At 71.1% G+C, this 13,380-nt stretch carries 11 protein-coding genes and 1 tRNA gene; 3 read left to right on the top strand and 9 right to left on the bottom strand.

The window, feature by feature from the left end; translation table 11 throughout:
* Positions 1-437 precede the first annotated feature (437 nt).
* On the top strand, positions 438-1,274 hold the full coding sequence (locus ACFZCF_RS28495) for a hypothetical protein (RefSeq protein ID WP_388449086.1): 837 nt from the start codon (positions 438-440) through the stop codon (positions 1,272-1,274).
* Positions 1,275-1,345: 71 nt separating this feature from the next.
* Here ACFZCF_RS28495 and ACFZCF_RS28490 read toward each other — a convergent pair whose 3' ends face one another.
* From ACFZCF_RS28490 to ACFZCF_RS28480, 3 genes are all read right to left on the bottom strand, one after another.
* A complete protein-coding gene (locus ACFZCF_RS28490) occupies positions 1,346-1,675 on the bottom strand; it encodes a hypothetical protein (protein ID WP_388449088.1) in 330 nt (109 codons plus the stop codon).
* An 86-nt stretch (positions 1,676-1,761) separates the two neighbouring features.
* The gene (locus ACFZCF_RS28485) at positions 1,762-2,664 is read right to left on the bottom strand and encodes a Bax inhibitor-1/YccA family protein (RefSeq protein WP_388449090.1); all 903 of its coding nucleotides are present in this window, start codon (positions 2,662-2,664) and stop codon (positions 1,762-1,764) included.
* 185 nt (positions 2,665-2,849) lie between these two features.
* Positions 2,850-2,935 (bottom strand) — tRNA-Leu (locus ACFZCF_RS28480).
* 402 nt (positions 2,936-3,337) lie between these two features.
* On the opposite strand from ACFZCF_RS28480, the gene ACFZCF_RS28475 reads away from it, so the two are divergent.
* Both ACFZCF_RS28475 and ACFZCF_RS28470 read left to right on the top strand, forming a co-directional pair.
* Positions 3,338-4,108 carry an ABC transporter ATP-binding protein gene (locus tag ACFZCF_RS28475; RefSeq protein ID WP_388449092.1) on the top strand — a complete coding sequence of 257 codons (771 nt, stop codon included), beginning with the start codon at positions 3,338-3,340 and terminating at the stop codon, positions 4,106-4,108.
* Positions 4,109-4,166: 58 nt separating this feature from the next.
* Positions 4,167-6,698 (top strand): ABC transporter permease, encoded by a 2,532-nt coding sequence (locus ACFZCF_RS28470; RefSeq protein ID WP_388449094.1) that lies wholly within the window; start codon positions 4,167-4,169, stop codon positions 6,696-6,698.
* 55 nt (positions 6,699-6,753) lie between these two features.
* Here the strand turns inward: ACFZCF_RS28470 and ACFZCF_RS28465 are convergent, their stop codons facing one another.
* The 6 genes from ACFZCF_RS28465 to eno all read right to left on the bottom strand — a co-directional run bounded on the left by ACFZCF_RS28465 (position 6,754) and on the right by eno (position 13,299).
* Positions 6,754-8,049, bottom strand: coding sequence for a class I SAM-dependent methyltransferase (locus ACFZCF_RS28465; RefSeq protein ID WP_391289757.1), 1,296 nt, complete (start codon positions 8,047-8,049; stop codon positions 6,754-6,756).
* Between the two features lie 162 nt (positions 8,050-8,211).
* Positions 8,212-9,600 (bottom strand): NAD(P)/FAD-dependent oxidoreductase, encoded by a 1,389-nt coding sequence (locus tag ACFZCF_RS28460; RefSeq protein ID WP_189950587.1) that lies wholly within the window; start codon positions 9,598-9,600, stop codon positions 8,212-8,214.
* 368 nt (positions 9,601-9,968) lie between these two features.
* Entirely contained in the window at positions 9,969-10,883 is a 915-nt protein-coding gene (locus ACFZCF_RS28455; RefSeq protein WP_391289754.1) for an exopolyphosphatase, read from the bottom strand.
* Positions 10,880-11,431 (bottom strand): DUF501 domain-containing protein, encoded by a 552-nt coding sequence (locus ACFZCF_RS28450; RefSeq protein WP_388449100.1) that lies wholly within the window; start codon positions 11,429-11,431, stop codon positions 10,880-10,882. Before ACFZCF_RS28450 ends, ACFZCF_RS28455 begins: the two co-directional genes overlap by 4 nt.
* Positions 11,432-11,451: 20 nt before the next feature.
* Complete coding sequence (locus tag ACFZCF_RS28445; protein ID WP_388449102.1) at positions 11,452-11,922, bottom strand: septum formation initiator family protein; 471 nt, start codon at positions 11,920-11,922, stop codon at positions 11,452-11,454.
* A 90-nt stretch (positions 11,923-12,012) separates the two neighbouring features.
* Positions 12,013-13,299 (bottom strand): phosphopyruvate hydratase, encoded by a 1,287-nt coding sequence (eno, locus tag ACFZCF_RS28440; RefSeq protein ID WP_031013622.1) that lies wholly within the window; start codon positions 13,297-13,299, stop codon positions 12,013-12,015.
* Positions 13,300-13,380 lie beyond the last annotated feature (81 nt).

Raw genomic sequence — 13,380 nt, 5'->3', positions numbered from 1 at the left:
CCTGAGGAACGAAGGCGGCACCTGCCCGCAGCGGAGGCGAGGCTCAGCGCGACCATCGAAGCGAGCGGCTGAGCTGAGCCGTAGCGGAGGGTAGGGGTCGCCTGAGGAACGAAGGCGGCACCTGCCCGCAGCGGAGGCGAGGCTCAGCGCGACCATCGAAGCGAGCGGCTGAGCTGAGCCGTAGCGGAGGGTAGGCGGCCGCTTTCTCCATGGGCCGAGGGCGTCAACCACCCCGCGTCCAAGCCGTGACCGAATCTCCCCCAGGATGTGACATACATCCCGGGGGAGTTCGTTTTCGCAGGTCAGGGTAGTTGTGGGCCCAAACGCCCGGCCAAAATACCTGTCCGTTTCGTGACGTAATGCACTGACAGGGGCTCCCGAGGCGCGACAAGCTGATGTAGGAAGTCGGGGGATCGACTCGAATCGGGAGTACGTCAGTGAGCGCCATGTCTCTTGCCCTGCTGCTGACCACGGCCGCTGCCACGGCCGTGGGCGCTGCTGCCCTGCACCACGTGCGGGGTCTCCGCAAGGAGGTCACCGCCCTGCGCACCGAGCTCGCCGCGGACCGCGGCGTGACGGTCCCGGCGGCCCGCACCTCGCCCGCCGCCGAGATACGGGCCGCGGTCGCCGAGGCGCTGGCCGAGGAGCGCGAGCGCGAGCTCGCCGAGGCGCGGGCCTTCTGGGCGGCGCAGGAGGCCCGGGACGCGGCCGACGCGCCCTCCGCCCTCCTGGGCGGCCTGGGCGGCGAGGAGCCCACCGGGCTGTTCGTGCCGCGCCAGACGGACTTCGTGGGCCTGGAGGCGATGGCCCTGGAGGCCCTGGAGGCCGAGGCGGCGGCGCTCGACGGCATCGCCGACCCGGTGGACGACTTCCCCGAGTACCCCGAGGATTCGGCGGAGCTGGCCGCCGCCCGCCGCCGGCACCCCTCGCACCCGGACTTCGTGCCGGTGCAGACGCCGGTCGTCACGGACCACGAGCGCACGGTGGCGCGCCTGGAGGAGCTGGCCGACACGGCCACGGCCCTCACGGACGTCCGCCCCGGCCCGCTCGGCACCCTCGACGTGTACGTCTTCGCCGACGGCACGACGCTCTGCATGACCCCCGGCCACCGGGAGACCGCCGAGCGCCTGGCGGAGGCCCTCCGCGCCGGCCGCACCCCGGTCCTCCTCGGCGGCTCGGGAGTCTCCGGCGCCTTCGCCCTGACCTTCTCGTACGGCGACACGGACGAGGAGAACGTCTACATCCTCGCGGACCGCGTCATCGCGTCCCTCTGATTCACCGCGCGCCGGGGTGACACCCCGGCCGAGGGGATCCCGAGCGGGCCGCCGCGGATCCCCCGCCGCCGCTACAGCCCCGACCGCTCCAGCGCCTCCCGTACCAGTCGCACGGCCTCGTCCAGCTCCCGCTCGCGGGAGGGGGACGGGGCCGTTCGCAGTACCTCGGCGAGGTCCGTGCCGGCGACGGCCAGCTGGTCGGCGACCGCGAAGACGCCCGCGTCGGGGATGATCCGGGGCTCCTGGCCCGGCGTCTCCGCCGCCTGCGCCCGTACGGCGAGCTCCCGGGCCAGGGCCAGCCCCTCGTCGGCCGCGCCCCGCTGGAGGCGGCTCTGCGGGGCCGCCCGCAGCCGGTCGGCGAAGCGTTCCACGGCGGCGGTCAGTTCACTCGTATCCAGCACCCGGCCGACCCTACCGCCCGGCGCGCACGCGGAAGGGCCCGCCCGGCGGCTGCCGGACGGGCCCTTCCCCCGAGTCACGGGGTGCGTCAGTCGTCGCCCTGCAGGATCGACAGCAGACGCAGCATCTCCAGGTAGATCCACACCAGGGTCATGGTGAGGCCGAAGGCGGCCAGCCAGGCCTCCTCGCGCGGGGCGCCGTAGGTGACGCCGTCCTCGACCTGCTTGAAGTCGAGGGCGAGGAAGCAGGCGCCCAGGATGACGCCGATGACACCGAAGAGGATGCCGAGGCCACCGCTGCGGAAGCCGAGGCCGTCGCCGCCCGCGAAGACCGCGAACAGCAGGTTGACCACCATGAGCAGCATGAAGCCCATGGCCGCGGCCATCACGAAGCCGGTGAAGCGGCGGTTGACCCGGATCCAGCCCATCTTGTACGCGATGAGCACACCGGCGAAGACCGCCATCGTGCCGAGCACGGCCTGGATGACCACGCCGTCGGCGATGTACGTCGAGACGGCGGCCGAGATCACGCCGAGGAAGACGCCCTCGAAGGCCGCGTAGGCCAGGATCAGCGCCGGCGACGGCTTGCGCTTGAAGGACTGCACGAGCGACAGGACGAGCGCGACCAGGGCGGCGCCGATGGCGATGCCATAGGACTTGCCGAGGTTCGCGGGGTCGACCGGCAGCAGCAGCCAGGACAGGACGGCGGTGAGCACGACCGTGCCGAGCGTCATGGCCGTACGGCTCACGACGTCGTCGATCGTCATCACATTGCCGCGCGCCTGCTGCGGGGCGCCCGCCTGGACGTCCTGCGGCGCGTAGGGGTTGGTGGCGTACGGGTTGGTCGTGCCCTCGGCGTACGGGTTGCCGGTCGCGTACGGGTTCGTTCCGACGGCGGGGCCCCCGGCCTGCGGCTGCTGCGCGTTGAAGCCCGCGTAGCCGTTGTCGCGGCTGAACCCCCGTCGCGAGAAGACCGGGTTGCTGCTCCTCATCTCACTCCTCCATGGACGGCCGCACTGCGCGGCCTTGCGTCAAGGGTAATGCGTAGGCAAAAGAAACTCTCTAGTGCTCGGGGAGGATCTTTTGGGAAGGCGGTGGAGAGGGCGAGCGGGGCCGAGGAGAGAGGGAGAGCGGGGGGAGGGGCGGTGCGTCCGGCCGCAGGGTCTCTGGGGCCGGGTGGTGCCCGGAACCGGACTTGAACCGGTACGGCCCGAAGGCCAGCGAGGTTTAAGCTCGCCGTGTCTGCTATTCCACCATCCGGGCGTTGCCGCGATTGCTCCGCGTTGGCACAGGAGCCTATCGGGGCCCTTCCCTCGTTCAGCGGTAACGAGGGCGCGATGTTGTCTTATTTTATTGACGTCTGAGGGTGCGTCAGCGCAGGTGAGCAGGGTTTTCGCGAACTGCCGCCGAGGTCGCGGGCGCAAAGCCACCACCCCCGGATTGACCAGATCTCGCCGCAGGTGTGTCACCTCGCGCCGCGGCCCTCTCGTCGGGGTCGCCGTCATACCAGAGGAGGAGGCGCGAGGGGCGCGGTCCGACCCGAGAGGGCCCTGGGAACGGGCACGTGGGCGGACGACCGGAGCGCGAACGTTCGAAACGATGGAGTGGTTCCCGGAACACCGGGTCGCCGCTCATCCGATCGAACGTCGTGACAGGAGTCCCCACGTGACCACCACCCCCACCGTGCCCCGCACCACCGCGGTGGCCGCCCGCGCCACGGAGCTCTCGAAGGTCTACGGCCAGGGCGAGACCCAGGTGGTCGCGCTCGACCGGGTCAGCGTGGACTTCCGCCAGGGCGAGTTCACCGCGATCATGGGCCCCTCGGGCTCCGGCAAGTCGACGCTCATGCACTGCGTCGCCGGCCTCGACTCCTTCTCCTCCGGTTCGGTCCGGATCGGCGACACCGAGCTGTCCACCCTCAAGGACAAGCAGCTCACCCAGCTCCGCCGGGACAAGATCGGCTTCATCTTCCAGGCGTTCAACCTGCTGCCGACCCTCACCGCCATGGAGAACATCACGCTCCCCATGGACATCGCCGGCCGCAAGGCGGACCAGGAGTGGGTCCGGAAGGTCATCGACATGCTCGGCCTCTCCGGCCGCCTCAAGCACCGCCCGACCGAGCTCTCCGGCGGCCAGCAGCAGCGCGTCGCCGTCGCCCGCGCCCTGGCCTCCCAGCCGGAGATCATCTTCGGTGACGAGCCCACCGGAAACCTGGACTCCCGCTCCGGCGCCGAGGTCCTCGGCTTCCTGCGGAACTCGGTGCGCGAGCTCGGCCAGACCGTCGTCATGGTCACCCACGACCCCGTCGCCGCCTCCTACGCCGACCGGGTGATCTTCCTGGCGGACGGCCGGATCGTCGACGAGATGCTGCACCCCTCCGCCGACGGCGTGCTCGACCGCATGAAGGCCTTCGACGCCAAGGGCCGTACGAGCTGACGCGGACGCGCCGGCCCCGCACCTGACTTCCGTCCCGCCTTCCTCCAGGACCTCACCCATGTTCCGTACCGCCCTGCGCAACGTGCTCGCGCACAAGGCGCGGCTGCTGATGACCGTGCTCGCCGTGATGCTCGGCGTCGCCTTCGTCTCCGGCACCCTCGTCTTCACCGACACCCTCTCCCAGGCCTTCCGCGGCCAGGCCGCGAAGAGCTACGACGACGTCGCCGTCGCCGTGAGCATGCGGCCGGACCCGGAGGAGGCCGCCGAGAACCCGGGCCTCTCCCAGGCCGTCGTCGACAAGGTCGCGAAGCTCGACGGCGTCACCGGCGTCCAGCCCCGCGTCGACGGCTTCGCCGGCGTGCCGGACGCGAAGGGGAAGCTGATCGGCTCCGGCTGGTCCAACAAGGGCACCAACTTCGCCCCCGGCGCCGACGGCAAGGACCCCGCCCTCGCCTTCACCTCCGGGAACGGCCCCGCCGGACCGGACCAGATCGCCCTCGACAAGGAGACCGCCGACAAGGGCGGCTACCAGGTCGGCGAGCGGGTCCGCGTCGCCACCAACGGCCCGGTGAAGGAGTACACCCTCGCCGGCGTCTTCACCACGGAGGACGGCGCCGTCAACGCCGGCGGCAGCCTCGTCGTCTTCGACGCCCCGGTCGCCCAGAAGCTCTACCTGAAGCCCGGCTACTACTCCGACCTGAACGTCTCGGCCGCGGCCGGCGCGGACGACGAGAAGCTCCGCGACGAGGTCCTGAAGGTCGTCCCGAAGGCCGCCACCGCGCAGACCGGGCAGGCCCTCGCCGACGAGCAGGCCCGCGACATCGAGTCCGGTCTCGGCGCGCTCAACCAGACGCTCCTCGCCTTCGCCGGCATCGCGCTCTTCGTCGGCGTCTTCCTGATCTCCAACACCTTCACCATGCTGGTCGCCCAGCGCACCAAGGAGCTCGCCCTGATGCGGGCCGTGGGCGCCTCGCGCAAGCAGATCACCCGCTCCGTCCTCGCCGAAGCCGGGATCGTCGGCCTGGTCGCCTCCGCCGTCGGCTACGTCCTCGGCATCGGGCTCGCCGTGGGCCTGCGCTCCGGCATGGCCGCCTTCGACATGAAGGTCCCGGACGGCGAGCTGGTCCTCGGCGCCACCCCGCTCCTCGCCGCCTTCGGCGTCGGCGTCGTCATCACCATGCTGGCCGCCTGGCTGCCCGGCCGCCGCGCCGCGAAGATCCCGCCGGTCGCGGCCATGAACAGCGTGCACGCCACCCCGAACGCCAAGTCGCTCGTCGTGCGGAACGCGATCGGCGCGGCGATCACCGCGATCGGCGCCGTCCTGATCGTGCTCGGCGCGAACGCCGGCGGCGACGAGGGCCGGATGACCATCGCGGGCGGTGCCTTCGCCACCCTCATCGGCGTCATCATCCTCATCCCCTTCCTCTCCCGGCCCGTGATCGCCCTGATCCGCCCCTTCTTCGTGAAGGCCTTCGGGATCTCCGGCAAGCTCGCCGGCCTCAACGCGGTCCGCAACCCGCGCCGCACCGGCGCCACCGCCTCCGCGCTCGCCATCGGCCTCACCCTGGTCACCGGCCTCACCGTGATCGGCGTCAGCGCCGGGCAGGCCCTCGACAAGATGACCGTCGAGCAGATCAAGGCCGACTACATGGTCTCCATGGCCAGCGGCGGGGGCCTGTCGAAGGAGACCCTGGCGGCCCTGGAGAAGGCCCCGGGCGTCACCGCGGTCTCCCCGCAGCAGGCCGGCGCCTTCGACCTCAAGGGGACGTACGTCTCCGCCTCCGGCGTCACGCCCGGCGACATCGAGAAGGTCCTGAAGGTCGACGTGCTCCAGGGCTCGCTCGCCGGGCTCGCCGACGGGCAGATCGCCGTGGCCGACAAGACCGCCGCCAAGCGCGGCCTGAAGGTCGGCGCCTCCGTCCCGGTCGAGTACCTGGACAAGAAGAAGGGCGCGCTGAAGGTCACCGCGATCTACAAGGACAGCGAGTTCCTGTCGCCCGTCCTCGTGGACGCGAAGATCCTCGACGCGCACGACCCGCAGAAGTACATCCCGCAGATCTTCGTCTCCACCGACGGCGGCCCCAGCGGCGCGCACGAGCGGGCGCTGACCAAGGCCCTCGGCGACAACCCCGCCATCTCCGTCATGGACGAGAAGGACATCCGCGACACCTTCGGCGGGCAGATCAACCTGCTCCTGAACATCATGTACGGCCTGCTCGCGATGGCCCTGATCATCGCCGTCCTCGGCGTCGTCAACACCCTCGCGATGTCCGTCTTCGAGCGGCAGCAGGAGATCGGCATGATCCGGGCGATCGGTCTCGACCGCCGCCGGGTGAAGCGCATGGTCCGCCTGGAGGCCGTGGTCATCTCGGTCTTCGGCGCGATCGTCGGCATCGGCCTCGGCACCTTCCTCGCCTGGGCCATCGGCAAGACCTTCGAGTCGAGCCTGCCGGGGTACGCCCTGGTCGTGCCCTGGGACCGGGTGGGGATCTTCCTCCTCCTGGCCGGCCTGGTCGGCGTGCTCGCCTCGCTGTGGCCCGCCCGCAGCGCCGCCCGCCTGAACATGCTCTCCGCCATCAAGGCCGAGTAGCGGCGGCGGTACGAGAAGGAGGGCCGGTGTCCCCGAGGGGGCACCGGCCCTCGCGCTACTCCGTCCACTCCCGGGACCGCAGCGGCAGCCCGCTCGTCCCCGACGGCGTCGTCCTCACCGCCAGGAACTGGTTCACGCCGATCCGGTTGCGCTCGAAGGAGACCGCCGAGGCCGCCATGTAGAGCCGCCAGATCCGGGCCCGCCCGGGCGAGGTGAGCCGCACCGCCCGCTCCCAGTCCCGCTCCAGGTTCGCCACCCAGCGGCGCAGCGTCAGCGCGTAGTGCTCGCGGAGCGCCTCCACGTCCCGGACCTCGAAGCCGGCGTCCTCCAGGGCCGTCAGGGTGCGGCCCATCGGGGCGAGTTCGCCGTCGGGGAAGACGTACGCGTCGATGAACGGGTCCACCCGGTACGCCTCCTCGTCGGGCTCCGGGCGGCGCGAGATCTGGTGGTTGAGGAGCCGTCCGCCGGGCTTCAGGAGGCCGTACAGGAGGTCGGTGTACTCCCGGTACTTCGCCGCTCCCACGTGCTCGGCCATGCCGATCGAGGAGATCGCGTCGAACGGCCCGTCGGGCACGTCACGGTAGTCCTGGACCCGGATCTCGATCCGGTCGGTGAGCCCCTCCTCGGCGATCCGCTTGCGGGCGAAGGCGGCCTGTTCGCGGGAGAGGGTGATGCCGACGACCCGGGCGCCGTACTCGCGGGCCGCGTGGATCGCCATCGAGCCCCAGCCGCAGCCGACGTCGAGGAGCCGGTCGCCCTCCTTCAGGGCCAGCTTGCGGGCGACGAGGTCCAGCTTGGCGCGCTGGGCCTCCTCCAGAGTCCCGCCGTCGGTCCAGTAGGCGCACGAGTAGACCATCGACGGGCCGAGGACCAGCGCGTAGAAGTCGTTGCCGACGTCGTAGTGGTGGCTGATCGCCTGCCGGTCGCTGCGTCTGCTGTGCCGTCCGCCGCTGCGGCCCCTGGCCTCCTCGGCCGGCGGCTTCGGCGGCGGCAGCGGTCCGGCGAGCCGCAGCAGCTCCCCGGCGGCGGCCCGCATCCGCGGGTCACGCGCGGTGGCGAGCAGGCCGCGGGTCTCCTCGCCGCGTTCCCAGATCAGTCCGGAGAGCCGGTCGAGGGCCTCGTAGAGATCGCCCTCGACGTCGATCTCGCCGGCCACCCAGGCGCGGGCGAGGCCCAGTTCGCCGGGCTTCCAGATCATGCGGCGCAGCGCCTTGCGGTCCCGGATCACGAGCACGGGTCCGTCTCCCGCCGGCCCTGCCTCGCTGCGGTCCCAGGCGCGCAGGCGCAGCGGCAGGGGACTTCCCAGCAGATCCTCGGCGAGGGTCGCGAGCCGCGTCGCGGCGTCGGCCATGGTGAAGCACCTCCGTGGTCCTTGCCCCAGATTGGTTCGTCACCAAGGGAACACCGTCCGTAGGGGTTTCCCATCCCGCCGCGACGCAAGGAGTGTGCAAAACACGCCGAAGGGCCGCCCGCACCACGGATGACGGACGGCCCTTCGGTACTGCGGGGGGTGTTACGACGCCTTGGCCTTCTCCGGGGCCTTCGCCGCGGCGGGGGCCGGGGCGGGCTTGGCGGCCTCGTAGAACTCCTCGCGCGGCGTCTCCATGGCGCCGAGCGAGACGACCTCGCGCTTGAGGAACATGCCGAGGGTCCAGTCGGCGAAGACGCGGATCTTGCGGTTGAAGGTCGGCATCGCCATGCCGTGGTAGCCACGGTGCATGTACCAGGCGAGACGGCCCTTGAGCTTGATCTTGAACTTGCCCATGACGATCATGGCGACGCCCTTGTGCAGACCGAGGCCGGCCACGGCGCCCTTGTTGGCGTGGCTGTACTCCTTCTGCGGGAAGCCGCGCATGCCGGACACGACGTTGTCGCCGAGGATCTTGGCCTGGCGCAGGGCGTGCTGGGCGTTCGGCGGGCACCAGGCGCGCTCGGCCGGGACGCCGGCCTTGATCGCGGCCAGGTCCGGGACCTGGGCGTTGTCGCCCGCGGCCCAGACGTAGTCCATGCCGTTGACCTGGAGCTTCTCGTTGCAGTCCACGTGGCCGCGGGGGCCGAGCGGGAGGCCGAAGCGGGCGAGCGCCGGGTTCGGCTTGACGCCGGCGGTCCACACGATGGTGCTGGAGTCGACCTCCAGGCCGTTCTTGAGCACGACGTGGCCGTCCACGCAGGAGTCCATGGAGGTCTCCAGGTAGATCTCGATGCCGCGGCTCTCCAGGTGCTCCTTGCCGTACTGGCCGAGCTTGGGGCCCACCTCGGGGAGGATCTTGTCCGCGGCGTCGACCAGGATGAAGCGCATGTCCTCGCGCGACACGTTCTGGTAGTACTTCGCGGCGTCGCGGGCCATGTCCTCGACCTCGCCGATCGTCTCGGCACCGGCGAAGCCACCGCCGACGAAGACGAAGGTCAGGGCCTTGCGGCGGACCTCCTCGTCGGTGGTCGAGTCGGCCTTGTCCAGCTGCTCGAGGACGTGGTTGCGCAGACCGATGGCCTCCTCGATGCCCTTCATGCCGATGCCCTGCTCGGCGAGGCCGGGGATCGGGAAGGTGCGGGAGACGGCACCCATCGAGATGACCAGGTAGTCGAACGGCAGCTCGTACGCCTCGCCGACGAGCGGCGCGATCGTGGCGACCTTGCGGTCCTGGTCGATGGTGGTGACCCGGCCGGTGAGCACCTCGGCTCCGCGCACGACGCGTCGCAGCGGGACGACGACGTGGCGCGGCGAGATGCTGCCGGCGGCGGCTTCGGGGAGGAAGGGCTGGTAGGTCATGTACGACCGGGGGTCGACGACCGTGACGGTCGCCTCGGCGTAACGCATCTTCTTGAGGATGCGCCGCGCGGCGTACAGGCCAACGTACCCGCCGCCTACGATGAGGATCCTGGGACGCTCCGTGGTGCTCATGCCATCGAGTATCCACCCACTCGGCGGGGTCACCTCGTGCGCCCCTTCACAAGCTTCCGAGGGGACTCTGCTACACTCCGCCGCCCACGTGATCCAGGTCATGGCGTGCAAAGGAACCGGAATGCACTGGTGAACGTTGTTCACCCCCATTGAACTGGCCTGGAGAGCGCCCGTTAACGCTGAACCAGCAGGTGCGTTCACACGATGGAAACGTCGAGCGATGGGGCCTCCGCGCCTACGAAAGGGCCCTGAGGGCCCCCTCGGAGGGTCCGAAGACCTCCCCTAGGTGCCATCAGGGCCCTTTTCCTTGTGAAGAACTTCACGAAGCTTTTCCGACAGGCTGTCGCCGGGGCCTCGATAGCTGCCCGCTATGCCACGGATAGGGCGATCCCATCGAGGATGTCGTGCTCGCTGACGACCACCTCGGCGGCTCCGACCCGCTCGACGATCTCCTGGAGGACGAGCGCGCCGGCCACGATGACGTCCACCCGGCCGGGGTGGATGGTGGCGATCGCGGCCCGCTCCTCGTGGGTGGAGGCGAGCAGCCGGCCGGTGACCTCGGCGATCCGGTCGGCGGGGATCCGGGAGTGGTGGATCTTCGTGGAGTCGTACTCCGGCAGGCCGAGCGCGAGCGCGGCGACCGTGGTGACGGAGCCGGCCAGGCCGACGAGGGTGGCGGCCGAGTCGATCGGCACGGTCTCGGCGGCGAGGTCGAGGGCGGCGCGGACGTCGGCGCGGATCGCCTCGGCCTCCTCGGCGGTCACCGGGTCGTGGCGGACGTGCCGCTCGGTGAGCCGGACGCAGCCGATGTCGACGGAGCGGGCGGCCTCGACCTCCCGCGTACCGACGACGAACTCGGTGGAGCCGCCGCCGATGTCCACGACCAGGCGGCGGTCGTCGCCGGGCAGCGAGCCGGTGGCGCCGGTGAAGGAGAAGGCGGCCTCCTGGTCGCCCGAGATGACCTCGGGCTCGACGCCCAGGATCGCGACGACCCCGTCGACGAAGTCCTGCCGGTTCTCGGCGTCGCGGGAGGCGGAGGTGGCGACGAAGCGGATCCGCTCCGCGCCGAGCTCCCGGATGACCGCGGCGTACTCGCGGCAGGCGGCGAAGGTCCGCTCCAGGGCCTCGGGGGCGAGCCGGCCGGTCCTGTCGACGCCCTCGCCGAGCCGCACGATCGTCATCCGCCGGTCCAGCTCGACCAGCTCGCCGGTCTCCGGGTGGACGTCGGCGACGAGGAGGCGGATGGAGTTGGTGCCGCAGTCGATTCCGGCGACCCGGGTCACTTGACGGACTCCTCGTCGTCCGGGCGGTGGTCCGCGCACGGGTTCACGCACGGTCCCTTGGCCCACCACTCGGGGAGCATCGCGAGGGCCTCGTCGCCGAAGGGGTTCACGCCGGGGCCCGCCACGAGGGAGTGGCCGACGAGGACGTGCAGGCACTTCACGCGGTCGGGCATGCCGCCGGCGCTGGGGAAGCCCTCCAGGACCTCGATGGCGTCGCGGCGGGCGAGGTAGTCCTCGTGCGCGGCGCGGTAGGCGGCGGCGAGCTCGGGGTCGGTGGCGAGCCGGGCCTGCATCTCCTTCATGACCCCGTTGGCCTCCAGGGTGCCGATGGCCGAGGCCGCCCGGGGGCAGGTGAGGTAGTACGTGGTCGGGAAGGGGGTGCCGTCGGGCAGCCGGGGCGCGGTCTCGACGACGTCCGGGTTGCCGCAGGGGCAGCGGTGCGCGATGGCGCGCAGACCGCGCGGCGGGCGGCCGAGCTGGGCTTCGAAGGCGGCGACGTCCGCCTCGGTGGGCTCGGTGCGTTCGGTCTGCGGAGGGGGCGTGTCCATGTCTCGGATCCTGGGTCGGTTCAGTTGCGGTCGGCGTGGTCGACGCCGTCCCAGAGGTTGTCGTACCAGGGCCGGTCGGCCGTGCCCTGGTCGGCGCGGGGGCGGTCGGCCGCCCCGGGGTCGTTCACGGTGAAGCCGGTCTCGCCGGGGAGCACGTAGTGGAGGTGCTCGCGGGCGAGGCGCCGGACGTAGGCCGGGTCCTGGAGGCGGGCCTTCTCGTCCCGCAGCTCCTCGACCCGCCGGGCCGCCTCGGCCGCCCTGCGCTCCTGTTCGGCGATCTCGCCCTGCTGGGAGACGTAGCTCCTTATCGGGTAGGCGAGGGCGACGACGAGGGAGCAGACCACTAGGGCGAGGAAGGCGGCGCGGCCGGTGAGCCGGGAGCGCCGGGCCTGGCGGCGGGTCTGGGAGCGGTAGACACGGGCCGCGGTCTGCTCGCCGAGCAGCCTGATCCGGGTCGCGGTGGAGAACCGGTCCCCGTTCTTCACGGCCATGCCGTCTCGCCTCCCCTGATCGCGCGTACGTCCCCGCACACGGTACGGGACCGTGTGCGGGGACGTACGTAACTACAGGCGCCGGGCAGGTCAGCCCTTGAAGCGCGGGAAGGCGCTGCGGCCGGCGTAGACGGCGGCGTCGTCGAGGATCTCCTCGATGCGCAGCAGCTGGTTGTACTTGGCGACGCGCTCGGAGCGGGCCGGGGCGCCGGTCTTGATCTGGCCGCAGTTGGTGGCGACGGCGAGGTCGGCGATGGTGACGTCCTCGGTCTCGCCGGAGCGGTGGGACATCATGCACTTGAAGCCGTTGCGCTGGGCGAGCTCGACGGCGTCGAGGGTCTCGGTCAGCGAGCCGATCTGGTTGACCTTCACCAGGAGGGCGTTGGCGGACTTCTCCTCGATGCCGCGGGCGAGGCGCTCGGGGTTGGTGACGAAGAGGTCGTCGCCGACGAGCTGGACCTTGTCGCCGAGCTTCTCGGTGATGACGTTCCAGCCGGCCCAGTCGTCCTCGAACAGCGGGTCCTCGATGGAGACGAGCGGGTACGCGGAGACGAGCTCCTCGTAGTACTCCGTCATCTCGGCGGCGGAGCGCTCCTTGCCCTCGAAGAGGTACTTGCCGTCCTTGTAGAACTCGGAGGCGGCGACGTCCAGGGCGAGGGCGACGTCCTTGCCGGGCACGTAGCCGGCCTGCTTGATGGCCTCCAGGATGAGGTCGAGCGCCTCACGGTTGGAGCCGAGGTTCGGGGCGAAGCCGCCCTCGTCGCCGAGGCCGGTGGAGAGGCCCTTGGTCTTCAGGACGGACTTGAGGGTGTGGTAGACCTCGGTGCCCCAGCGGAGGGCCTCGGAGAAGGACTCCGCGCCGATCGGGGCGATCATGAACTCCTGGATGTCGACGTTGGAGTCGGCGTGCGACCCACCGTTGAGGATGTTCATCATCGGAACGGGCAGCAGGTGCGCGTTCGGTCCGCCGAGGTAGCGGAAGAGCGGGAGGTCGCTGGCCTCGGAGGCGGCGTGCGCGACGGCGAGCGAGACGCCGAGGATGGCGTTGGCGCCGAGCGACGACTTGTCCGGGGTGGCGTCCAGGTCGAACATGGCCTGGTCGATCAGGCGCTGCTCGGTGGCGTCGTAGCCGACGAGCTCCGGGCCGATCTGCTCGATGACGGCGAGGACGGCCTTCTCGACGCCCTTGCCGAGGTAGCGGTTCTGGTCACCGTCGCGGAGCTCCAGGGCCTCGAACGCACCGGTGGAGGCACCGGACGGCACGGCAGCACGGCCGGTGCTGCCGTCGTCGAGGCCGACCTCGACCTCGACCGTGGGGTTGCCTCGGGAGTCCAGGATTTCCCGGGCTACGACGACGTCGATGGACGGCACGAGCATCTCCTTCTGGGATGTGACGCTAGGTGTGACGCATGGGTCGCAAGGTCTCGTTCGCCTTGCGACAAGAGCCTAACCGGCTCC

It is taken from the genome of Streptomyces sp. NPDC007945, from assembly GCF_042958885.1.
GTDB lineage: Bacteria > Actinomycetota > Actinomycetes > Streptomycetales > Streptomycetaceae > Streptomyces.
This window is presented reverse-complemented; position numbering and strand designations above follow the sequence as displayed.

Bases quoted from the DNA above. Each gene is read 5' to 3' on its own strand.
- ACFZCF_RS28485 (WP_388449090.1), bottom strand. From the start codon at position 2,664: ATGAGGAGCAGCAACCCGGTCTTCTCGCGACGGGGGTTCAGCCGCGAC.
- ACFZCF_RS28470 (WP_388449094.1), top strand. From the start codon at position 4,167: ATGTTCCGTACCGCCCTGCGCAACGTGCTCGCGCACAAGGCGCGGCTG.
- ACFZCF_RS28465 (WP_391289757.1), bottom strand. From the start codon at position 8,049: ATGGCCGACGCCGCGACGCGGCTCGCGACCCTCGCCGAGGATCTGCTG.
- ACFZCF_RS28460 (WP_189950587.1), bottom strand. From the start codon at position 9,600: ATGAGCACCACGGAGCGTCCCAGGATCCTCATCGTAGGCGGCGGGTAC.
- ACFZCF_RS28450 (WP_388449100.1), bottom strand. From the start codon at position 11,431: ATGGACACGCCCCCTCCGCAGACCGAACGCACCGAGCCCACCGAGGCG.
- ACFZCF_RS28445 (WP_388449102.1), bottom strand. From the start codon at position 11,922: ATGGCCGTGAAGAACGGGGACCGGTTCTCCACCGCGACCCGGATCAGG.
- eno (WP_031013622.1), bottom strand. From the start codon at position 13,299: ATGCTCGTGCCGTCCATCGACGTCGTCGTAGCCCGGGAAATCCTGGAC.